Below are 24684 nucleotides of genomic sequence, written 5' to 3'. Positions count from 1 at the left end.
TACTTTTGAAATAATTATTTAGCACTACTAAATAAAACCTTACCATCAGTATCTTTTATTGTAAAGGTAGCATCATTATTTACAGTTACAGTTCCAGGAAGTATAATTTGATCCCAAGCATTATTTGCTGTATTGAATGTTAAATCTATTGATTTAGATTTATTTGCTGTAGCAATATGAAATGGAATTGTTAAATCAACAACAGGGTCAGTATCTGCTTTAGGGAAATCTCCATAATCACTTAAATAACCTTCAATTGTATACGTACCACTTTTAATCGTGTTGATATTAAGCTTCATCTCACTTGTACAGTCTCCTTTTACAGGATCAGTATAGTTACCTTGAGCATCTACTAAATAGAACTCAAATTTAACGCCTGCTTCACATAAATCAGTTCCATTAGGTCCTGAAGTATTGAAATCTAAAGTTAAATCTAAAGAAGGAGTATCTTTAATAGTAACCGGAATAAAAATAGGAGTTCCATTTTTATTCGTTTTTACATAATTGTAAGTATGATCTTCAATACGCACAACAAACTTTTGATCCGTTGTTGTATTTGTTTCTACTGATGTTTCAATACTAAGCTCTACTTGTGTTGTATAAGCAGGAATCTTTAATTCAAAACCTCTACCAAACTCAAGTGAACTTGATGCTTCAAGAGCGGTTGATTCTCCTTCGCTATCAATACTGTTAAACGTAAAACCGTTTAAAACTTGATTGTTTTCTTCATCATTTTCAGCGCCTACAACAGAAACTAATAATATTGAAGGTTCACCAATTGCTTTATCAAGTGTAAATTTAACACTACCTGATTTCCCTTCTTTTATCTGTAAAGAAGAAACAGAAGCAGTAGCAACAGGTCTTTTATCCTCGGTAGTTAACATTCCTGTTTCTGTGAATTCTGGTTCACATGATGCCATCGCTAACCCAAGAAATACAAGCGAAGCTGTTTTATATAAAATATGTTTCATCATTATTTTAATTTAGTTTTTAGTATATGTACTTTTTACCTTACGGAATTTTCCATCAGAAACAATAACTCTGTATTCGATAGTAATATTTCCATCCGCATCAACTTTACCTGCTGGTGTTGATTCATCACCATCTAAAGACTCTACTTGGTTAGAATAAACAGCTCCCAAACTTTGTTTTTTGATAAATACATCTCCACAGATAACTTCAAATACAAAACCATCATACTTTGCAGTAGGAGTTAAACTACCGACACCCCATCTAAAAGTTGTCGCTGTTCTGTATAAGTTAGGAGTTCCATCATGTAAAATAATCGGTTCAGCTGGGTAATCTCTCAATGTTGGAGTTCCGTCATATTCAGCACCTACCATTTTATTATCATAAGTAAAATCTTCAACATTTGCTTTACATCCAACGAAAGTTATTGAAACTTGTCCATTTTTAGCAGCTACCACTGTTTGAGGGTCGCTAGAGCTAATTTGTAATACAACGTTTGAAGGTTTCGATAAATCTAAAGAACCTGTATTTACTGTTAAAGGTAATTCAACAAATTCAGCACCTGCTTTAAGCGTTACTTTTTTTGTTGCTAAAGAGAATTCTGTTCCCTCTTTTGCTGATGATTTATCAGCAATAACAGCAATTGTTAAATCTACATCTTTCTTTAAGAATTGACCATCTCCTCCGCCTAAATAAGCCACAGGAATTTTTGATACAACAGCCCCTTTATCTTCAAAATGAGAAATCGTTTTGCTTGATTCTTGAAATCCAACAATAGATGGTCCATTTTTATCTACAGTAGTAAAATCTTGATCTTCTTGACATGCAGAAAAAGCAAGTATCGCTACTATAAAAAATATTGTTATTTTAAATGTTTTCATTTTTTTCTAATTTTTTAAATTATTTTGTAGTATCCCAGAATATCGTTTCAGTAAAAATATTGCTTTGAGATATTCCTTGAGCAGTTGCGTTAGCGGTGTTACCAGAATACTCTGAATCAGGATAAGGAAAACGATTTGGTTTTTTACTATTCGTTGCTCTTAAAGGCATCGGAGTAACAGGATATCCTGTACGGTTATACTCAATAAAAGATTCAATAGCATTGATACTATTTAAAGCAATCCATTTTTGAGTCATAATTGCTTCTACTTTATTTGCAGAACCATTCCAACCAATTTTATTAGCACTACTAGATGAAGTCATATACGCATTTGCATCTTCAGCACTAACACCATGATAAGCTAAAGATTCTCTAATACCACTTTCAAATAATGCCTTTGCATCACCAGGAATTAACCCTTTTAAAACAGCTTCTGATTGTAAGAATAATGATTGTGCAGAACTAATTAAAATACCATCACCTTCAGCACCTCCTTTAAAAGGAATCTCTCCAATACTAGATACTTTTTTAGGAGATTCTTCTTTTAAAGCTCCTTGCTTAATACCTTCGTATTTATCATCACCAATACTTTTATAAAGTGTTTTTAATCGAGGATCGGCAACACCTGTTAAATCTCCTTTTAAGAATTTAATAGCATGTTCAGCAGCAGCAGATTGTGCATACCAACCATTTGTTTTCCCTTCAGAATCATGAAAACGATTGAAAAACGGACTATTTTTATCTTCATTTGTTTTATCAAATGCTGGATTTATCGTTACCGTTTCACCTACACTGATTAAACCACCATTTTGAGTTAAAGAAGCCTTTTCTTTATTGATATACGCTTTCGTTTCAGCATCTGTTAAATCAGACTGTCTTACTAAAAGACGTAATTTAACCGTATTTGCTAATTTAAGCCACTTGGTCATATCTCCCTGATAAACAACATCTTCAGCTTTAACTTCCGATACCATAGTAGCATCAGCATTGTTAATTAATGCTACAGCTTGGTTTATGTTAGCCACTAATCCACGATAAATCTCTTTTTGATCATCATAAGCAGGTGCTAAATTTTCACCACCTTTAAAAGCTTCAGAATAAGGAACATTCCCCCATAAATCAACAATTGTTTGCATGTAAAAAGATTTATTAATCAACGCAATCGCCTTATAATAATCATCAGTACCAGGCGTACTTGTTTGAATAATATTATCTAATTCAGCAATCCCTAAATACATACGATTCCATAAAAAAGAAACATCTTCTGTTTTAATATCTAATTTAGTCCAAGGGTCATAAGCACCCGTAAAATTAAGAATATTTCCAGACCAACTATTCATTAAAACGTTTCCGTAAATGTTACCATCTACAACTTTTCCTGAATAAGAATCAAGTAAAGCAGCAGGTAATTGAATTCCTTTTGTTACTTCAGTAGGATTGTTTAAATCCTTATTTACATCCAAGTAATCAGAACATGCGCCAAATGCTACAACGGCAGTTCCTAATAATATATTTCTAAATAATTTCATAATTTAATTTTATAATGATAAGTTAACACTAAGACCATAATACCTTGTTGGAGGTAATAAGTCATACCTTGAAGCTCCACCTGCATTGTTAAAACTATCACCAGCTTTAGAAGTATCACCACCAGCAGAATTATATTCTGGATCCGTAAATCCTCTGTTATCATTTGATAATAAAACAAAAGGGTTTCTAGCACTTAATCCTATCTGTAAACTATTAACACCTGTATTCTTTAAGAAGTCTTTTGGCATATCATACGTTAATGAAATTTCACGTACTTTTAAAGCAGTTGCATCTAGAACAAAGTTTTCAGCACTATCACCGAAGTTTCCTGTATAATAATTTGTAATAGAATTTGAAGTTGTTCCTCCAGTAATTACGTTTGTATTAGGAACATATCCTCCTTTACCATCTGATATTACAGAGTTAGGAAGTATAAATCCTTTACGTCCTGATTGAACTGTTTCAACAGCTAAACCATTTCTTACTAATTCTTTCTTTACACTACTATAAATACTATGACCTGTTCTATAATCAAGTGTTGTAGATAACGTAAATCCTTTGTAGTTTAATGCAGACGTTAATCCTAAAACATAATCAGGAGTAACTTTTCCTAATACTACCTTTGCATCTGTTTGTAATGGGTTTCCTGTACTTGCATCTACAATAACTCTTCCTTTATCATCTCTTTGATACGCAATACCTTTGATTAAAGGAAATTCTTCTCCTTTTTTAGCTACAATATCAACATCAGTATCATTAGAAATTACAACCTCATCTAAAGAATCTGAAATTTTATCAACTACAGTTTTATTTGTTGCATAACTAACTCTAAGATCCCAACGTAAATCATCCGTTTTAATAGGAACGAATCCTAAATCTACTTCAAAACCTTGAGAAGATGTTTCTCCAATATTGATTCCTGCTTCTTCTACACCACTTGCTCTAGAAGAGGCTACTTTCACAACTTGATCGGTATTTTTAGAGGTAAATGCACTAACATCTAAAGTTACACGACTTCTGTATAAATCTACATTTAATCCAAATTCATGAGACGCTATAAATTCTGGTGTTAAGTTAGGATCTGTAATAGTTCTATCAGGACGAAATGAAGTTAAATCTCCATAAGGAAAAGCAGCTGGCTTTTCATAAATAGCATTAATTGCGTTAATCCCTGCAGCATCATTACCAACTTTTACGAAAGAGTATGATAATTTCATTTTATTTAACACATTCGTTTTTAAACTAGGAAATGCTTTTGTTGGTACAAAAGATACCCCTGCTGATGGATAAAAGAATGAATTGTTATCTTTCGATAATTTAGAAGTCCAGTCATTTCTAGCAGTCATGTTTAAGAATAAATAATCTCTAAAACCGAAATCAAAATTTCCAAAAAGACCAATTGCTCTTCTCTTATATTTCGCATCAGTAACTGTTGGAGCAGAAGCACCAGAAGCAATATTTGATAATGATTCAATTGCTAAATTATTTACCCCTGAATATAAATATTTACGGTTAAACTCTCTAATATCTCCCCCTACGTTTGCTTTAAAGGTAATATCTTCTGTTAAATCATAATCAAAATTAAATTTATAGTTACTATAAATTTCTCTTGTCGTTCTGTTACGCGTTGTATAACGTGAAGAAGCAGTTCTATCTCCTACTCGTACTACTGGCTCTGTAAAAGCATTTCTTTTGTATTCTGTATTTGTTTGACGGAAAATAGCATTTCCTAAAACAGTAAAATTAATGTTGTCATTAATTTCATATCCTAAGTTTATTGTTGTGTTTACAATATCACTTTTAGTAGTAGATCTTACATTATCTAATACCCAGTAAGGACTTAAATAATATGAGTTCCAGTGACGTGTATTTCTTTCGTTTCCTGTAAAATCTTTAAATTGATCAAGATTTACGTTTGTTGGTGTTTGTAATAAAGCTCCATATACAGAGTTATCACCACGAGTAGTTTCAGAACTTGCTACTTTTTCACTATCAACAATGTAAGAAATAGAACCATCTACGGTAACTTTTCCTACTTTTTTACCAGCTTTGAAATTAAAAGAACTACGCTTATATTTTTCATTAGGAATAATAGAAGTTACATCTAATAAACCTGCAGAAAAGTTCACATACCCTTGCTCTAAACTACCTGTTGAAAGACCGATGTTATGTTGCTTTTGGAAACCTTTTTTAAAGAAACTTTTGATATTATCAGCATCACCAACGTATGGCGCATACATTTGCTCAAATCCAGGAGCTGCTACACCAACTGGTTGTATTGAACCATCAAAAGCAGGACCCCATCCACCATTTTCAGCTAAGTTAATTCCAGTACCCCAACCTTGACCGTAAGTAGTTTGTCTTTCTGGTAAATACGCTAATTCTTGAACTTGTACTGAAGTACCAATTGTTACTCTAAATTTACCGTCATTATTTCCTTTTTTAGTAGTAACGATTAACACCCCGTTACTTCCGTCAGAACCGTATAAAGCAGCACCATTTGCACCTTTTATAACGTTTACACTTTCGATAGATTTAGGATCTAAAGCGTTTAATACAACACTAGAAGAAATAGCACCATCAATTACGATTAAAGCACTGTTGTTTCCTGTTAAAGATCTATTACCACGTAATCTTAAATCAAAAGTTGGTTTTGCACCTTGACTCGTCGTGTTAATTTGTAAACCAGAAACTTTACCAACTAAACCTTGAGTAACCGTAGGTACTTCCGCTTTAGTGATTTCAGATGCTTTTACAACTTGATTTGCAGTTGTAATTTCATCTGATTTTCTTTTAATACCTAAGGCAGTAACCACAATTTCGTCTAAAACATTGTCATTTTGCATAACAAGATTAATACTATTTGAAGCTCCCACTGTTTTTTGAGCGGTTTTCATTCCTACAAAACTGAATATAAGTACTTCACCTTGTTTAGTAGCAATGGTATATTTTCCATCAAAATCAGTTTCCGTACCTTTCGCTGTACCTTTTCTCAATACTGTTACTCCAGGCAATGGTCCTGACTCATCTGATACAGTACCTGAAATTGTTCTGTCTTGGGCAAAGGAAATTTGCACAACCAACGCTAACAATAGCGTTAAAATTCCATTAAACTTTGTTTTCATTATATAATTATTTGAATTAATTATGCCAAAATTGCTATTTTTTTATGTCATAAACAACTTTAATCATAAAATAATCTTAAAAAAAATAAATTATTTTAAATTCAGTTTCTTTTTATTGCGAATAAAACAACATTAATTTTGTTAATTCTTTCAAAAAAAACAACAAATAAAACACTAAAAATATCTTAAAAAAAAGGCTTATTTTTTTCTATCAACAAAAAAAAAAGGCTATAAAAAATGTATGTATACTTTTATAAGGACTCTTTTAAAAAAAACACAAAAACCTAATTAATAGTCAGTTAAATAAAAATATATAATTACAGATCTATCCTTAAAAAAAATTATCATCTTATTATTTAAGGGTATAATATTAGTTTTATTTGATAAAAAAGACTTTTTTTTTATGATTGATTATTCTTTCATAATACTGATATTTTAGAAGAATAATAAATTAAAAAAATTACGAATTAAAATAAAAATAAGTAGCAGTATATAATGGTCATTAAATCATAAATTAAAGAAAATTTACTTAAAATTAAGAATAAATCAACATTTATGATACTATTTTAATACAAAATAAACTCTATTTACACTTCTTTTATAAAAAAATATACTTTTTTTTCAGCCTATTTTTAAGGTATTTTAAATTATTAATCACTTCAATTTCAGGTAAAAAAAAATCTCATATAGCTATTATATGAGATTTTAAATTATGTTTTAAAAAGAATATTTATAACATTTTTAAGGTATTTACTTCCTGCTCGGTTAATTCACGCCATCTACCACGAGGTAAATTACGTTTAGTCATTCCTGCAAAAATAACACGATCTAATTTTGTAACTGCGTATCCGAAGTTTTCAAATATTTTACGTACAATTCTGTTTCTTCCAGAGTGAATTTCAATTCCTACTTCGGTTTTTCGTTCACCTTCTACATAAGAAACAGCATCAATAAAAACTTTTTTTCCTTCAATAACAACATCACCACGTAATTTATCTAAATCTGATATAGATAATTTCTTATCTAAAGAAGCTTGATATAATTTACGTACATTATGTTTTGGATGTGTTAATTTTTTAGCTAACTCACCATCGTTTGTAAACAATAATAAACCAGTAGTGTTTCTATCTAGTCTTCCAACAGGATAAATACGTTCTTTGGTAGCATTATCTACAAGTTCCATCACTGTTTTACGACCACGTTCATCTTCCATGGTAGTAATATAGTTTTTAGGCTTGTTTAATAAGATATAACGTTTCTTTTCGATTGAAATTAAAGTACCATCAAAACGAACTTCATCGGTAGGTTGTACCTTGTAGCCCATTTGTGTCATTAAATTTCCGTTTACAAAAACACTTCCGTGTTCAATATACGTATCGGCTTCTCTACGAGAACAAATTCCTGAATTAGAAATGTACTTGTTTAAGCGAATCCCTGCAGTATCATCTTTGCTTACTTGCTCAACAGCTGGTTTTCTAGCATCACTTCTAAACTGTTTTTTATTATCCGAAGCACTAGTTGCAAATCTTGGTTTTTCTGATGATTTTCTAACAGGTCTATCCGAAGAAGTTCTATCGGTAGATGATGATTTTCTTTCTGAATAACTACTACTTCTATCAGATGAGCTTCTGTTTCTGTCAGATCTATCAGAAGAATTTCTGTTTCTTTCTGAAGAACCACTATTTCTATCAGAAGAACTTCTATCCGATCTAGAAGATGTTCTATTTCTGTCAGATGATTTTTTTTCACGAGGATTGCTGTTCTTGTCAGCCTGTCGTCCTCTCGACGAGTTTTTTGAATTCATAATTTATTTTTAAATAAGGGTGCAAATATAGGGTAATTATTTAATCTAGAACAGTAACTACTTTATCTAAAATTAAAGACTTATCAATAAAAAGCAAGCTAAATACACCGATTAACAACAGCACTTTTAAGATATTGTGCAACAAACGATATTGATTTGTTTTGGTTGCTCTCCAAGTATAAAAACCGATAAAAACTAAGGTAATCGCAGCTAAATAGAAATAATATTTCATGTATTCAATAGCAGGATACTTAAATAAAACACCAATTGGAATCAGTGTTAAGACCATTAATAAGATGATTAATTTTTTGGTATTTTTTTCGCCATATTTTACAGGAAACGTGTTATAATTATTGATAATTGCTCCTTTAATATTTTCTAAATTTTTAATTAATTCACGAATAAGAATGATTAAAAATAAAAAAATTGCATGTACAAAAATTACTTTTGAAAAATTTTTATAATGTACAAAAAGCACAAAAAAAGGAAGTATTGTTAAAATAGTAACGCTAATTAATCCTATAAAAGGATGTTTTTTAAGCTTATGAGAATATAACCAAATTCCGAAAATATATACTGAAAAAAAGAAAGCCGCTCGCCAAGAAACCAATAATCCGAAGGCAAAACCTGTGAAATTTAAAAAAAAATAGAGCGATAATTTGGTTTCTTGTTTTACATAGGAATCCAAGGTTGTTTTAATAGGACGGTTTATTTTATCGGCATCTTTATCATAAAAATTATTGATAATATAACCTGCAGCAACCACGCAAATAGTAGCGATTACTAAGTATAATAAATGCCAATCAAAAAGCACTGATTTTATAGATTTATGATTCGAAAAAATAAAAATAGCAGCCAAATACTGAGCTGCTATTAGTACTAAAATATTGTATCCTCTAACAACTGATAAAAGACTGAATAGTTTTTTTACGATTATTTTTGCTGATACACGGCTCATAAATTCATAAATAATCTTGTTTAAATTCTAATTTTAGAATCGATATACTAGTTCTAATTTATAGTCTTTTAAACTTGTTTTTGCTTTTTCATAATCTTCGGTAAATCCTAAAATATAACCACCGCCACCAGAACCGCAAAGTTTTAAGTAATATTCATTGGTTTCAATTCCTTTTTTCCAAATTTTATGAAAAGCGGTAGGAATCATCGGTTTAAAATTGGTTAAAACAACTTTTGATAATTTTTTAACGTTTCCAAACAACGACTTTACATTTCCTTGTAAAAAATCATCAATACAAGCATCGGTATGTAATGAAAATTCTTCGCTTAACATTTTTCGAAATCCTTCATTTTTCATCTTGTTCATAAAGATATTTACCATCGGTTCGGTTTCGCCTGCTTGCTCGGAATCTAATAGAAAAACAGCACCTTTTCCTTGTTTTTGAGAAGGAATACCGGCAGCTTCAATATGTTCTTTCGAATTGATTAAAATCGGCAAACTTAAATACGAGTTTAACGGGTCTAAACCAGAACTTTTTCCATGGAAAAAAGATTCCATCAAAGAAAAAACTTGTTTTAGTACTAATAATTTATCACGGGTTAAGTTCTCTAATACGGTAATTTTATCAGCGGCATATTTATCGTAAATAGCGGCAACTAACGCACCTGAACTTCCAACGCCATAGCCTTGCGGAATTGACGAATCGAAATACATTCCTTTATCAATATCATTTTTAAAAGATGTTGTATCAAAAGAAACGATATCAGAATTTAGCGTACTTAAATATTCTTGAAATCTCGCTAAATTAGCGTTTGATTTTTCAGCTTCTCCTGTTAAAGTATTGGCTGATTTTAATACGCCTTTATAAGAATTAAAAGGAATTGCTAATCCTTTTGAGTCTTTAATAATTCCATATTCTCCGAAGAGTAATATTTTTGCGTAAAATAAAGGTCCTTTCATTGCTATTTTTATTACGATACAAAAGTACGTGTAAAAGTGCTCGTTTACAAACTAGTACACATTTTTGTAAAAAGTTTTCCAAACACCTACTTTTTCATTATTTCGGTATTTTCCTTTGGTTTTTATTTTTCCATTTTTATAAAAGGTTTTCCAAACGCCTTCTTTTTTCTGATTGTTATAGTTCCCTTGCTCAAAGAGTTCGCCAGTTTTGTAGAATGTTTTTAGTGTTCCTTCAAATTCTTGAACACTATAATATTCATGATTTTTTTTAGATGTTTCTTGTTTATTTTTATCAAGCCAAGTTATTTTTTGAGCCGTTGCAGATACACTTAAAAATCCTATAAATAGTAGTAGTATTACTGTTGAGGTTTTCATATTTTGATACATTACGCTATTATTTGTTTTGCTCCTAGCCCAACAATATCTGTAATATACTGATTTTTTTGACAATACTCTGCTAAATTATTTTTGATAAAAAGCTCCACGTCTTTCTTTTCGTTTTCAGGATACAATACATGAACATTTGCCCCAGCATCTAAAGTAAAACAGATATTACTATTATTTTCAGTTCTATATTCCCATATTTTATTGATGACTTCTAGCGTATTTGGTTTCATCAAAATAAAATACGGATTGCTAGTAAGCATCATTGCGTGCAAGGTTAATGCTTCGCTTTCTACCAAATTGATAAATTCTTTGATATTTCCATTTTGAAGAATATCAGTTAATTTCGATAGGTTTTCATTTGCTTGGATAAAACGTTGTTCGGCATACGGATGCTCGTGCATTAAATTGTGTCCGACTGTGGATGAAACTTGTTTTTCGCCTTTATCGACTAATAAAATAGTATCACAATAATTATCAAAAATCGGATGTATTTTATACGGAAATTTAACGGCAAATAAATCAGAACTTCCTTCAATTTGAGGATGTTTTCCCCAAACGACTAATTTTCCTTCGATACTTCTACTCGCACTTCCAGAACCTAAACGAGCTAAAAAAGAGGCTTTTTTATGGATAAAATCCGCTGTTAAACTAGGATTTAAATCTTTTTCTAAGCTCAATAAACACATTGCAATTGCTGACATTCCACTTGCTGATGATGCAATTCCACTACTATGAGGAAATGAATTTTCAGAAGAAATAATCATTTTATAGTCTAAGATGTACGGACAGTATTCTTGTATTCTTTCGAAGAATTTTGCAATTTTAGGTTTAAAATCGTCTTTCTTTTTTCCTTCAAAAAATAATTCAAAAATTGCTTTCTCTTTTTTTGATGTTGTTGCTGTTATTTTTTCAAAATCAATCGTTGTAATGGTATGGCAATTATTTAACGTAAAACTGATAGACGCATTTTTAGGGATTTGCGGTTCACTTTTTCCCCAATATTTTACCAAAGCAATATTACTCGGTGTTTGCCAAGTATAGCTTGCGTTTATAATTGTTTCTGATGTTTTTTTTGAAATAAAATCTGCTGTGTTCAATTTTTCGGCTATTTAAAAACAAAGATATGTAAAGATATGTTTTGTAACAGTTATTAAGAACGAAAAAAAGGCTGTCTTTTCAGACAGCCTTTTTCAGTAATAAATAAAATACTATTAATTCAAATAATTATATAATATTTATTTTATTAGTATTTATCCCAAAATAATTTGGTAGTCATTTTATCTCCTCCAATTTTAGATGCAGCATCCGCATAATTAGCAGCATTACGTACTCTTACTGAAGATGGATAAATAATTCTAACTGGAACTTTCCCTTCTGATTCAGCAACTGCTGATTTAGGTGCAGTTAATACAGGGAAATCTAAACGTCTATATTCCGTCCAAGATTCTAAACCTCTGTTGTAGTAAGCAATCCATAATTGTTCTGCTATTTTTTGTTTAGTAGAACCTGTAGCCGTTGCAAAAGCAACATCTGGTCTTGCTAAATATGTAGTAACGTCAGCATCAGCAACGCCCCAATATTCCATACTTGCTTTAATACCTTGCTCATAATAATGAGCCGCAGTATTTCCTACTGAAAAACCTCTACTAGCAGCATCTGCTAAAAGAAAAGAAGTTTCTGAATAATCAAAAATTACACCTTCGGTGTCTTTTTTCTTTAAAGCTGTACCTTGTGAAGAAAATAAATCAAAAGCTCCTTCTCCATCTGCATAAAGAAATCCTTTATACTCTTTTATTTTGTTGCCATCCTTATCTAATTTATAGACATTCTCATCATTTTCATCCTTGACAATATTACCATCAGAATCTTTTTCAAATAAGGCTATTTTAGTTGCTGGGTCAAAAAAGAAATCTCTTCTTGGATCTTCTTTAGCATCTAAATTATCCACTAAAAAAGAAGTAGGAATTAATTGAGACTCTTCAACTAAACTTGCATAAAGAGGATTTTGTTCAATCTCTTTATCTAAGTATTTCATTACAGTGTTATCTGCATTTGATGAAATAACTCCAGAAGCATACGCTTCTTCCACTAATTGTTTTGCTTTAGTAGCATCCACATCAGCTAAGTGAAGTCCCATTTTTAATTTGATACTGTTACCGTACATTTTCCATTTAGCAACATCTCCATTATGGATTAAATCAGCACCATCAAAACTACCAACATTTGTATTTAATGAATTAACAGCATTTGTAATTCTTTTTGCTAAATCTAAATAAATAGTTTTCGCATCATCATACTTAGGTGTAGGAAAGTTTGCTAAATCAAGTGCTTCCGTATATGGTACATTTCCAAAAAGGTCAACTAATGTCATGTAAGCATTCACTACTTGAATTTCAATAATTGCTAATTTATTCTTTTTAGCAATTACTTCTTCTGCAGAAAAAGTTTCTTTCTCTTGAATAAGCTTTTTAGACTCATACAATTTCGCTAAAACTCCTGTATATAAAGAACTATAATAACTAGCTCCTAAATCTCTTTTAGCTTGGTTATACTGATCTTCATCTTTGTAAGCTCTAGCACCCCATTGTTGTACGTATTTTCTAAAGTTATTATTATTTACATCAGCGTTGTGTAAAAAATAAGTATGACTTACCTGCGCTGAAGTCATAAAAGCTTCAGGTACTGCTGTTGTAAATGATTTTGTATCGGTATTTAACGACTCTACGTTATCACAAGAACTCGTTACTAATAATGAAGAGATAGCTAAGGCTAAAATCCCTTGTTTATATATTTTTCTCATCTTAAAAGTTAAATTTTACATTAAAATTATATTCTTTCGTACTAGGCATAGCTCCTGTTTGGAATCCTTGTAAGTTTCCTGATGAAGCAGTTGCTTCTGGGTCTGCATACGGTAATTCTTTACTGATAATCCATAAGTTACTAGCACTTGCTGATAATGTAACATTTTTGATAAATGATTTATCTAAAAATTTAGAAGGTACACTATAGCTTAAAGAAACTTCACGTAATTTTACATAAGAGGCATCATAAACAAACGCTTCTTCTGGTTTTTTATCCGCTGCATAGTAGTCCATAGCGATTATCTTTTCATTTTTAGTACCATCCGCTAAAACTCCTGGGTTGATAACACCTCCACTATCTGCTCCAGTTGTAACAGGGTTACGTACAGGGTTTCCTAAGTGATTGTTTCCTACAGTATTAGAATAAATACCTGTTGATTGACCAAATTTCTGATCTAAAGAGAACACACTTCCTCCTTGTTTAACATCAACTAAGAAACTAAAATTAAAGTTTTTATAACTAAAAGAGTTCGTAATACCTGCAATCCAATCAGGATTAGCATCTCCAATAATTACATCCTCTACATTTTCGTAATGACCATCAGTTCCTACTATACGTTGTCCTTTGTCATTATATTTGAAACCTCTACCAATCATAGTACCTAAAGGTCTTCCTACTTTAGCAACCGATTTAATTCCTTGGAAAAATCCTATCTCAAATTGGTCTAAATCATCAAAAAGACTACGTACTTTATTTTTGTTTTTAGACCAGTTAATGTTTGTTCTCCATGTAAAATCATTTGTTTTTACAGGCACTAAACTAAGTCCTATTTCAATACCTTTATTTTCAACCTCACCAGCATTTACATAATATCTGTAATATCCAGTAGTTGGAGCTGCAGCAACATCCATAATTTGATCAGAAGTTACTGTTCTATATGCAGAAATATCTAAACCAATTCTATTTTTTAAGAATTTAAGCTCTAAACCTGCTTCATAAGCACTTGTACTTTCACTTTTTAAATCTGGATTCTTTTTAGTTCCTTCAATAGCAAAACGAGGTTTTCCATCATAATTTGTTTGCTTAGTATAGGTCGATTGAATTACAGCAAAACTTGCATCGTTACCAGTTTCTGCATAGTTCATACGTAATTTACCAAAAGAGAACCAGTCTGCTTTAAGGTGCTTACTAAAGATGTATGTACCAGAAATAGAAGGATAGGTATATACATTACTATCAGAAGGTAATGTTGATGCTTCATCAACTCTAAAAGTTCCTTCTAAGTAGTACGTATCATTAAATCCAAAAGAAGCGTTTGCATACGCACTATTAGTACCAATGGTTGCTAAATTTTCCGATGCTGGATTAGGCGTTTCAATTGAATTTTCAAGAGAATATACATTAGGTACTGACAAACCTCCGTTAGTAACTGAATAAACATTTCTATCTTTAGAGCGTCTTGCATTTGCACCTATTAAACCTGTAAAGCTGATATTTTCTGTAATATCGGTATTAAAGTTAAGGATTAAATCCATGTTAAACTCTCTAAAAGTTTTATCATATCTAGAGTACTTTCCTTTTAAATTACCAGTTCTTTTAGAACCAATAGCAGTACGCTCTTCTTGAATTTGGCTATACGTATCGATACCAGCTCTAGCAGTAGCACCCATCCAAGAGTTAAATTTAGTATTTATACTAAAGTTTCCAAAGAAACGGTCTCTGTTAAAGTTGTTATAGTTTTCGTAACGTTGAAAATAAGGATTATCATGAAAAGCAGCTTCTCTATTGGTAGGAGACCATACATTCCATGTAAGGTTACGTCTTGTTTTAAAGTAAGCATCCTTCATTGTTGCGAAATCTACATCACTTGTGTACCATTGTCTAACACTACTTGCATACCCATTACCACCAGTTCCATAACCAGTTTCATTTAATCCTAAAGCATCTGTTTTAATGTAGTTTGCACTAGCACTAACAGTTGTTTCTTCAGACAAATTATGAGAAGCAGAAAAACTAAAGTTATCTTTTTTATACTTACTATTTGGTAAAATCCCTTCGTTTTGTTCGTATTTCGTATATCCTAAACGGAAAGAACTTTTATCGGTACTTCCTTGTAACGATACCGAGTTGGTAAAAGTAGTACTTTTTTGATAAAATGAATTTGGGTCATTTTTTGGAGCAACATAAGCTCTTGCTTTTCCATAGGTAGCTAATTCTGGGTGAAAAGATTCCCAACCATAAACTAATAATTTTGAATCATATTTTGGTCCCCAAGCAGCATCATCTGCAGTAAGTAAAAAAGGATGACTTCCTGAACCTAAATCTATGTTTGCACCAAAACCACCCCAACCAGCACCGTATTCTTTTTGGTACTCTGGTAATGTTTCTTTATCAACTGAACCTACTGTTACACCGCTATTTACAGTAACACCAAATCCTTTTGCTTCTCTACCTTTTTTAGTAGTTACAATAATAACCCCGTTTGCAGCTCTTGAACCGTATAATGCAGAAGCAGCAGCTCCTTTTAATACAGACATTGATGCAATATCATCAGGATTAATATCTGATGCAGCATTTCCATAATCAAAACCACCATCATTACCACCAGCTTTTTGATCAGCAGTATTGGTATTATCATTATTCATCGGTACACCATCAATAACCCATAACGCTTGGTTATTTCCAGTAATAGAAGTATTACCACGAATTACAACATTCGTTGAACCACCAATATTACCTGATTTTCTAATAGCAACACCCGATACTTTACCAGAAATCGCATTTGCTACGTTAGAAGTTGCTACTTTAGATAACTCATCTCCTTTAACTTCTTGCGTTGCATACCCTAAAGATTTCTTTTCTCTTTTAATACCTAAGGCAGTAACAACCACTTCGTTTAATAAGTTTTGGTCATCAGCTAATGTAACATTAAGTTTACTTGAAGCCCCTACTGTTTTTTGAACGGTAGCTTTTCCTACAAAACTAAAAACAAGAATGTCATTTTGTTTTGCTTTAATTGCATAATTACCATCAAAATCGGTTTCTACACCGGTTGTGGTTCCTTTAATAATAATACTAACACCTGGAAGTCCTCCAGATTCATCTGAGACTACCCCTGATATCATTTTTTCTTGAGCAAATGTAACTTGCGTGATAAGAAAAAGTAGCCATAATAATGTTACTCTCATGTTTTAAAATTTAAATTATTTACTCAAATAACTTAAATAATATTCGTTTTCCCTAATTAATGGTAATAAGGTATCTTATTATGGTAAAAAATTATATTTCAATGTTTTTTTTAGTTAAAATATAATTTATCAAGTCATTTATTATTGATTATTTATTACTGTCTTACTTTCAATGTTAAGAAACACCAAACTAAATGTTTATTTAATGTTTCTAAAGGATTTAAAGCTTGTAAAATTGATTATTAGATAGTAATTATTTATCAGCTGATTAACAATATATCCTATAAAAAAGTGTTTTTAAAATAACGCTAGTAGTAAGGCGATTTAGTATGTTTAAATTTGGTATTTTTGTGGATATAAAACCGTATAAATTTATGGGTAAAAAAATAAAATTAATATGGGATTTTAAAGGTCCTGACGGATTAGCTACTGCCAAGTATCATTGCATTCATTTAAAGGAATTTGCTTTAATTGATAATTTAGCGTATGATGAAGTAAATTTTCAGGAGTTACATCCGATGCATGCTATTGCTTTTATCAATATTGATGAAAGCGTTATGAAAATTTTTAGAGATGCCTTAAAGCCTCACCGAGGCGAACTTGTTTAATTAAATTTAAAAAAATAGAATTATGTTTTTAATAAATGCCTTAGCAAAACCAAAGAAATCGTCTGAACATTATGATGAAGTTGCAGGAGCTTATGTAAGTTTGTATATCGATTATAAAGATATCGAAGGAGCTTTAAAACTTGCCAAACATTATATAAAAGACGAAGGTTGGAAAGTTACTGAAATAGAAGAAGAATATTTTACGTTAAACTCTGCAGATGATGTTGATGAAGATCAAAAAGAGCACTATGAAGAAGCCCTAGAATACGGGTATACAATGGTGTTTAATTGTTACGAAGAGGAAGAATAATCATTTCTGATTAATTTCGGTTGGTTTTATAAGTTGATGTTTTAATCTATAAAAACCAACCGAAATTTACTATTTTTCACTAAAATTATTTATGCTATGAACCTTCGGTATTTTTTCACTTTCATTATTGCTTTTATTTTTTATTTTAGTGGTTCTTTGAATGGTTTTTCGCAACATAAATTTGCGACTTACACAGCGCATCAATCGATAACCGAAGCTATTACGCTTAGTGATAAAATGATTCTCGGTAGAACATTGTTCTTTGAAAAACAAGCACAAGAAAAACCGCTAATGTTTCAACATACTAGCGTTAAAATAGGACAATTAAATAGACTCTCGAATAATGTATCAAAATATATTGAGGAACTTCAAAATCAAGTAAATACCGAACAGATTTTATATGAAATGTTAGCGGAAAATCATTATAAAAACCTACTTTTTGCAAATGATAAAACGCTAAGTTTTAAGGGGAATCAGCTTAAAATAAAAATTGATAGTTTGTATAATTATGCTGTTAAAATTAATGGGCATCAATTATCGCAATTAGAAAATTTTTATAAGGGTCATTTTAAAACAGATACTATTTTTTATGATTTCGATGAACATGAATTAAATTATTTTGAATATCTTTTTTTTGATACTTCAAACTACGGAATCATGATGGCAATGAATTGTTTACTTTTAGATGTCAAAACATTTCAATTATTGTATTTTGGTACGGTTATGAGTTATTAATTAAGAATTGTTTTTGAAGTATTTAGCTAAAATATTCGTTGGATAAAATAAAATATTTTTAAATTTAAACAGCTTTGTATCTCATATTCAGATAATTTGAGTAATTTCGCGGGCTAAATTATTTCATACAGATGAAACGTATAAAAGAATATAAGAAGCTTTTTAATGTAGAAGGCGCTATAGTTTTAAAAGAATTAAAAACCACGTACCGAGGATTGGTAAAAGAGTGGCATCCAGATAAATTTCAAGACGAGGATAAGAAATTAGAAGCGGAAGAAGTAAGTACTCAAATTATTGATGGATATCATTTTTTAGTAAGTATTGCTCCTGAAACTAAAGAAGCACATGCTGATGCGTATAAAGTAACGATTACAGAATCGAGAGTTGCTGATTATCAACATAAAAGTATGTTGTTAGAGGTTACTTTTACTGATGGTAATACGTATGAATACTTTGGTGTTAGTAGAAAATTATTTATCAAATTTGTAAATGCAAAATCGATAAACAACTTCGGAAAAAGAAATATTTTCAATTCTTTCATCTACAGAAAGTCGAAAAAAGCAATGGCAAACGCTTAAAAATTTGCTTTAACACTTCGTTGTTAATTTATATAAAAAAAGCCTTTTTCAAATTTGAAAAAGGCTTTTTTATTGTTTATATTTTTAATTATTCCGCAATACTTTTTGCACAAATAAAGGCACCAGTCCACGCATTTTGAAAATTAAATCCACCAGTAACGGCATCAATATTTAAAACTTCACCAACCATAAATAAGTTTTTGTGTAATTTACTTTCAAAACGTTTAAAGTTAATTTCTTTCAAATCGACACCTCCAGCAGTTACAAATTCATCTTTAAAAGTGGTTCGTCCGTTGGCATTAAACAATCCTTTTGTTAATTGCGTAGCTAAATTATGTAATTGTTTATTGCTTAAATCTCCCCAGTTTTGGGTTGTTTTAATTTCAGCAGCAGCAACAAAACGTTCCCATAAACGACGAGGAATATCAGCAAATGGCGATTTTAAATGTATTTGTTTTCTTGCTTGAGAACTTTTTAGAGCTGTTAATTCATCTAAAGTATCATCAAAATCTTGCCCTAGCCAATTTACTAAAACATTATATTGATAATTTTTATCAGCTAAAATACGTGCTCCAAAAGCCGATAACTTTAAAATTGCAGGTCCACTCAATCCCCAATGTGTAATTAATAAAGGTCCTGAGTTTTCTAAATTTGTTCCTACTAATTTTACATCAGCATTTGGAACAGATATTCCGCCTAAATCTATAATTCTTTTATCCTTGATATTAAAAGTAAATAATGAAGGCACAGGTTCAACAATAGTATGTTCTAAAGTTTTACATAAATCCCAAACTTTTTTAGAACTACCAGCCGCAATTACTAAATAATCGGCTTCAAATTGTTGTTCTTTTGTGTTGATAATCCATTGTTTATTATTTTTTTCAACAGAATTTACACCGTGATTTTTTAAAACTTTAATTCCTAATTTATCAATAGCATTTTGAAAACAATCAATAATTGCTTGCGAAGTATTTGCCTCAGGAAAAACTCTGTTATCATCTTCAATTTTCAACGGAACGCCTCTGTCATCAAACCATTCAAAAGTATCGCCTGTCATAAATTGATGAAAAGGACCTAAAAGTTCTTTTTCTCCTCTAGGATAAAATTTCACTAATTCTTTCGGTTCAAAACAAGCGTGTGTAACATTACAGCGTCCTCCACCAGAAATTTTTACTTTTTGTAAAACTTCTTTTCCTTTTTCAAGAATGGTAATATCTAAATCAGGATTTTGTTCTTTTGCATTAATTGCTGTAAAATGTCCTGCAGCACCGCCACCTATAATAATTACTTTTTTCATTATTTATTTTTATCCGTTTGAATAATTTTGATATTTTTCTGAAAACGATTATAAAACCATTTTTTGATAAGGAACAATTGTATTATATCCTTTTTCTTCGAAATAATTTATGGTATTTTCATTTCCTGTAGCTAAAACAAAATCACCACCCCAAGCACCTAAACTTTTTATTTCTCCAAAATAATCTGGAAAAAGACGTTTTTTTACGGGTGTTTGTTTAATAATTGAACTGATTATTTGTTCGTGTTCAACGATTATTTTATTGATATTTTTAGTAGAGTCTGTTTTTAAAAATTGCTGTGTTAAATTGTTTATTTCAGGAATTAATTTTTTAGCTTCTTCTCGATGATTTTTATATTGTGCAATTCCTTCTCGGCTATTTTGTTTTTGATTTAAATAGATAAAAAATAATTCATCTGTAAAATTTGGATTGAAATTTACTTTTGATACAATCGGTTTTTTTGCATCTAGTTGATATAAAATAGGCGTGTTATTACTTGCACAAGCAATATCATAACCACTTCCTGAAAAGGCATTTTGCAACAAAATAAACGGATTTACTTTTGCCCAAGTTGCGATATTATTTATCAACGTTGATGAACTTCCTAATCCCCAATTTTGAGGAAAAGTTAAGTTTGTTTTTACAAGATAGCCATTATTATCGGCATTTTTATCGCTTAGAAAATCAGGATTTAATTTTTTAGCTTCTTGTAAAATATCCGATAAAGTTTCCGCAATAAATTCGGCACTTCCTTCTTTATCAGAATTAAAAGTAGTAGAAGTTAAACGTAACTTTGGCAAATCGAAAGTAGCTTCAAACCAGCATTCGCCAGTATTGGTAAAACTTCCCCAAATAAGTTGTTTTTCTTTTATGGGTTCAACTATTAAATCTTGCCCAAATTTCGTTGGAACAGCCAATGATATTGCGCCGTCTAAAACAAGGTATTCGCCTGTTACTAATAATTTTCCGTTACTATAAAATGTATCCAAAATTTTAGTTTCTTAATTCGTTAATTTTATCAACTACGGCGCTATGAGAAACAGTTTTGTTATCAAAATAAGTGGTAACAATTTCTTTTTCTTCGGATGTTGCTTCTAGCTGATTTAAAATGTTTTGCAAGTGCATTTTCATGTGTCCGTGCTGAATTCCTTTAGTTGTTAAAGCACGTAAAGCGGCAAAATTTTGAGCTAAACCAGCAGTTGCAATAATTTCCATTAATTGTTTTGCTGATGGTTTTTGCATCATATCTAACGATAATTTTGCCATCGGATGTAAAGCAGTTAATCCACCAACAGTTCCAAGAGCAAGCGGAATTTCAATCCAAAATTTAAAGATTCCGTTTTTTATTTCACAATGCGTTAAACTTTTGTATTGCCCGTCTTTTGAAGCGTAGGCGTGCGCACCAGCTTCAATAGCTCTAAAATCGTTTCCTGTGGCCAAAACAACAGCGTCGATACCATTCATAATTCCTTTATTATGAGTAACGGCTCTGTAAGGTTCTATTTCAGCAATTTTAACAGCTTGTTCAAATTTTTGAGCAAATTTCTGAGGATTTTCTCCGCCTAAATCTTCAATTTTACAAGAAACTTCAGCACGTACCAAACACTCAGGAACATAGTTTGATAAAATGCTCATTACAATTTCAATATCTTCTTTTTGAAAAGTTTTAGCAATAGCTTCTAAACAAGAATTGATAAAATTTGCTCCCATGCTATCTTTTGTTTCAAAAGTGACATGAAGTTGATAATAATTGGCAAGTTTATCGGTTTTATCAATTAATTGAATATCTAAAATACCACCGCCACGTTTTTCCATATTTTTAGTGATGGAAGCCGTTGCGGTATATAAATTTTCTTTTTGATTATTAAAATAGGTGTTTAAATCTTCTTTATTGCCTTCATACATAAAATGTACTTGTCCAATTTTGGTAGTAGAAATAACTTCAGTTTTAAAACCACCACGAGTACTCCAATATTTAGCAACTAACGATGCCGCCGCAACAACCGAACTTTCTTCAACGACCATCGGAATTACATAATCTTGCCCATTGATGATGAAATTTGGCGCAATTCCGTAGGGCATATAAAAATTAGAAATGGTATTTTCTATAAAATCATCATGTAATTGTTGCAGTTTTTCATCAGCATTCCAATATTGTTTTAAGGTTTGAGTAATTTTAGGTTGCTTAGAAAAATACGTTTTCGCTAACCATTCTATTTTTTCTTCTTTGGAAAGTTTAGAAAATCCAGCAATAATTTTAGACATTTTTTAATAATTTTAGATCGTTCAAAGATAAATGAATCCTGTTAAAATAGGGGGCTTATTTAGTATTTATGCTTTTTTTGACACGTTTTTTGCTGATTTTTCCGTAAACTTGGCAAACTTTTCAGATAAACAACAATTCAACATGAAGAAAATATTAATAATTTTCATAGGAATATCTACTTTTTTGCAAGCACAAAAAAAAGAGGTATCCTTAGAAGATATATGGAGAAAAGGCACATTTAGAGCCGATTACATGAATTCATTAAATTCAATGAATGGTGATTTTTATTCCTTATTAAATACGGAAAATGGAACATCAACAGTTGATAAATACAGTTATAAAACCTTAGAAAAAGTTGAAAGCATCGTAAATGGCGCTACTTTAAACGGTTTAAAAACATTTCAATCATACAGCTTTAATAGCGATGAAACAAAACTAATTTTAGGAACTAATTTCAAACCGATTTTTCGTCATTCATTTTTAGGAACATTTTATCTATATGATGTTTCATCAAAAATGCTAACATTAATAGGAGAAGATATTCAACGTCCTACTTTTTCGCCAGATAGCAATAAAGTTGCCTACGCAAAAGATAATAATTTGTTTATTAGAGATTTTTCAAATAATACCCTTGTTCAGGTAACAAAAGATGGTGAGAAAAATAAAATTATCAACGGTATCACCGACTGGGTTTACGAAGAAGAATTTGCCTTTGTAAGAGCTTTTGAATGGAGTGCTGATGGAACAAATTTAGCATATTTACGTTTCGATGAAAGTGCTGTAAAAACATTCTCTATGGATGTATATGGAAACGAAATATATCCAACGCAAGAGGTTTTTAAATACCCGAAAGCAGGCGAAGAAAATGCAAAAGTTACCGTGCATATTTACAATTTAAACACCAACGGAACCGCTAAAGTACTGTTTGGCAATTATGAATATATTCCAAGAATCAACTGGACAAAAGATGCAAATACTCTAGCTGTTCGTACTTTAAATCGTCATCAAAATGATTTGAAAATGTATTTTATCAATGCCGAAACATACGATACTTCCTTAATTTTAAACGAAACAGACAACGCATTTGTTGCCGTAAATGATGATTTAACTTTTTTAGAAGATAACAGTTTTATTTGGTCAAGCGAAAAAGATGGCTACAATCATATGTATCATTATGATAAAAAAGGAAAATTAATCAATCAAATTACCAAAGGAAATTGGGAAGTAACCAATTATTACGGTTTTGATGCCGATAAAAAAACAATTTACTATCAATCCGTAGAAAATGGCTCGATAAATAGAGGTGTTTACAGTATTTCTTTATCGGGTGATTATAAAAAATTAATCAGTAATCCATCAGGAACAAACAATGCTTCTTTTAGTAAAAATAGGCATTATTTTATCAATACTTTTTCTGATGCCACTACGCCAACCGTATATTCATTACGAGATAACACAGGAAAAGTGTTAAAAACCATCAAAGATAACGCTGATTTAAAACAAGTAGTTTCGCAGTATAATTTAAGTAAAAAAGAGTTTTCTACCATTAATATAAACGGAAACGACTTAAATATGTACACGATTAAACCTGCTAATTTTGATGCAAGCAAGAAATATCCTGTTTTGATGTATCAATATTCAGGACCAGGTTCTCAAAGTGTAAAAAATAGCTGGAATGATTCGAACGATTATTGGCATCAAATGCTAGCACAAAGCGGTTATATTATTGTTTGTGTTGATGGTCGAGGAACTGGTTTTAAAGGAAGAGATTTCAAAAAAGTTACCTACTTAAACTTAGTAAAATACGAAACAGAAGATCAAATTTCAGTAGCGAAAAAATTAGCTGATTTACCGTATGTTGATGCCAATAGAATTGGAATCTGGGGTTGGTCATTCGGAGGACACATGAGTACGAATTGTATCTTAAAAGGAAATGATATTTTTACAACCGCAATTGCAGTAGCACCTGTAACTACTTGGCGTTTTTATGATAGCGTTTACACTGAACGTTATATGCGTACACCTTCTGAGAACCCAACAGGTTATGATGAAAATTCGCCCTTAAATTATCCTGAATTATTAAAAGGAAAATATTTATTAATCCACGGAACAGGTGATGATAATGTACACGTTCAAAACGCGTATAGAATGGCAGAAGCACTAATTCAAGCCAACAAACAATTTGAATGGGGAATGTATCCTGATAAAAATCACGGAATTTACGGTGGTAATACTCGTTTGCACTTATATACTAAAATGACAAACTTTATTAAAAATAATTTATAG

Annotated in this window: 19 protein-coding genes; 5 read left to right on the top strand and 14 right to left on the bottom strand. The window is 31.0% G+C overall.

Translation table 11 applies throughout. The features are described from left to right. Window positions 1-14: 14 nt before the first annotated feature. From L0U72_RS05080 to L0U72_RS05030, 11 genes are all read right to left on the bottom strand, one after another. A complete protein-coding gene (locus L0U72_RS05080) occupies window positions 15-974 on the bottom strand; it encodes a hypothetical protein (protein ID WP_233898582.1) in 960 nt (319 codons plus the stop codon). Window positions 975-983: 9 nt separating this feature from the next. Then, on the bottom strand, window positions 984-1850 hold the full coding sequence (locus L0U72_RS05075; protein WP_193700120.1) for a hypothetical protein: 867 nt from the start codon (window positions 1848-1850) through the stop codon (window positions 984-986). Window positions 1851-1869: 19 nt separating this feature from the next. Further along, window positions 1870-3378 (bottom strand): SusD/RagB family nutrient-binding outer membrane lipoprotein, encoded by a 1509-nt coding sequence (locus L0U72_RS05070; protein WP_233898581.1) that lies wholly within the window; start codon window positions 3376-3378, stop codon window positions 1870-1872. Window positions 3379-3387: 9 nt separating this feature from the next. Next, window positions 3388-6504: a SusC/RagA family TonB-linked outer membrane protein gene (locus L0U72_RS05065; protein ID WP_233898580.1), complete on the bottom strand. Its 3117-nt coding sequence runs from the start codon at window positions 6502-6504 to the stop codon at window positions 3388-3390. A 730-nt stretch (window positions 6505-7234) separates the two neighbouring features. Continuing rightward, window positions 7235-8308, bottom strand: a complete 1074-nt coding sequence (locus tag L0U72_RS05060; protein ID WP_233898579.1) for a pseudouridine synthase — start codon at window positions 8306-8308, stop codon at window positions 7235-7237. A 40-nt stretch (window positions 8309-8348) separates the two neighbouring features. Next, the gene (locus L0U72_RS05055; protein WP_101917654.1) at window positions 8349-9266 is read right to left on the bottom strand and encodes a geranylgeranylglycerol-phosphate geranylgeranyltransferase; all 918 of its coding nucleotides are present in this window, start codon (window positions 9264-9266) and stop codon (window positions 8349-8351) included. Between the two features lie 33 nt (window positions 9267-9299). Then, window positions 9300-10226, bottom strand: a complete 927-nt coding sequence (locus L0U72_RS05050) for a mevalonate kinase family protein (protein WP_193700119.1) — start codon at window positions 10224-10226, stop codon at window positions 9300-9302. Between the two features lie 51 nt (window positions 10227-10277). Then, the gene (locus tag L0U72_RS05045; protein WP_233898578.1) at window positions 10278-10601 is read right to left on the bottom strand and encodes a toxin-antitoxin system YwqK family antitoxin; all 324 of its coding nucleotides are present in this window, start codon (window positions 10599-10601) and stop codon (window positions 10278-10280) included. Window positions 10602-10612: 11 nt separating this feature from the next. Further along, window positions 10613-11710 (bottom strand): diphosphomevalonate/mevalonate 3,5-bisphosphate decarboxylase family protein, encoded by a 1098-nt coding sequence (locus tag L0U72_RS05040; RefSeq protein ID WP_233898577.1) that lies wholly within the window; start codon window positions 11708-11710, stop codon window positions 10613-10615. Between the two features lie 146 nt (window positions 11711-11856). After that, window positions 11857-13413: a SusD/RagB family nutrient-binding outer membrane lipoprotein gene (locus tag L0U72_RS05035; RefSeq protein WP_233898576.1), complete on the bottom strand. Its 1557-nt coding sequence runs from the start codon at window positions 13411-13413 to the stop codon at window positions 11857-11859. Window position 13414: 1 nt separating this feature from the next. Then, window positions 13415-16603, bottom strand: coding sequence for a SusC/RagA family TonB-linked outer membrane protein (locus tag L0U72_RS05030; RefSeq protein WP_233898575.1), 3189 nt, complete (start codon window positions 16601-16603; stop codon window positions 13415-13417). A 374-nt stretch (window positions 16604-16977) separates the two neighbouring features. Between L0U72_RS05030 and L0U72_RS05025 the strand changes: the two genes are divergently transcribed. The 4 genes from L0U72_RS05025 (at window position 16978) to L0U72_RS05010 (ending at window position 18834) form a co-directional block, all read left to right on the top strand. Beyond that, the gene (locus L0U72_RS05025) at window positions 16978-17211 is read left to right on the top strand and encodes a hypothetical protein (RefSeq protein ID WP_233898574.1); all 234 of its coding nucleotides are present in this window, start codon (window positions 16978-16980) and stop codon (window positions 17209-17211) included. Window positions 17212-17233: 22 nt separating this feature from the next. Further along, window positions 17234-17521 (top strand): hypothetical protein, encoded by a 288-nt coding sequence (locus L0U72_RS05020; protein ID WP_193700116.1) that lies wholly within the window; start codon window positions 17234-17236, stop codon window positions 17519-17521. A 96-nt stretch (window positions 17522-17617) separates the two neighbouring features. Further along, window positions 17618-18256 carry a hypothetical protein gene (locus tag L0U72_RS05015; RefSeq protein ID WP_233898573.1) on the top strand — a complete coding sequence of 213 codons (639 nt, stop codon included), beginning with the start codon at window positions 17618-17620 and terminating at the stop codon, window positions 18254-18256. Window positions 18257-18387: 131 nt separating this feature from the next. Beyond that, window positions 18388-18834 carry a KTSC domain-containing protein gene (locus L0U72_RS05010; RefSeq protein WP_101917668.1) on the top strand — a complete coding sequence of 149 codons (447 nt, stop codon included), beginning with the start codon at window positions 18388-18390 and terminating at the stop codon, window positions 18832-18834. An 88-nt stretch (window positions 18835-18922) separates the two neighbouring features. On the opposite strand, the gene L0U72_RS05005 is transcribed toward L0U72_RS05010, so the two are convergent. From L0U72_RS05005 to L0U72_RS04995, 3 genes are read right to left on the bottom strand one after another with little or no spacing between them, the layout of a single operon-like run. Continuing rightward, window positions 18923-20131: a BaiN/RdsA family NAD(P)/FAD-dependent oxidoreductase gene (locus tag L0U72_RS05005; protein WP_233898572.1), complete on the bottom strand. Its 1209-nt coding sequence runs from the start codon at window positions 20129-20131 to the stop codon at window positions 18923-18925. Between the two features lie 48 nt (window positions 20132-20179). Beyond that, window positions 20180-21121: a GYDIA family GHMP kinase gene (locus L0U72_RS05000; protein WP_233898571.1), complete on the bottom strand. Its 942-nt coding sequence runs from the start codon at window positions 21119-21121 to the stop codon at window positions 20180-20182. Between the two features lie 4 nt (window positions 21122-21125). After that, on the bottom strand, window positions 21126-22397 hold the full coding sequence (locus tag L0U72_RS04995; RefSeq protein WP_233898570.1) for a hydroxymethylglutaryl-CoA reductase, degradative: 1272 nt from the start codon (window positions 22395-22397) through the stop codon (window positions 21126-21128). A gap of 142 nt (window positions 22398-22539) precedes the next feature. On the opposite strand from L0U72_RS04995, the gene L0U72_RS04990 reads away from it, so the two are divergent. Further along, window positions 22540-24684, top strand: a complete 2145-nt coding sequence (locus L0U72_RS04990) for a S9 family peptidase (protein WP_233897854.1) — start codon at window positions 22540-22542, stop codon at window positions 24682-24684.

The organism is Tenacibaculum piscium (assembly GCF_021390755.1).
GTDB lineage: Bacteria > Bacteroidota > Bacteroidia > Flavobacteriales > Flavobacteriaceae > Polaribacter > Polaribacter piscius.
The sequence above is the reverse complement of the archived record's forward strand: the minus strand, read 5'-3'. Positions and strand labels throughout refer to the sequence as shown.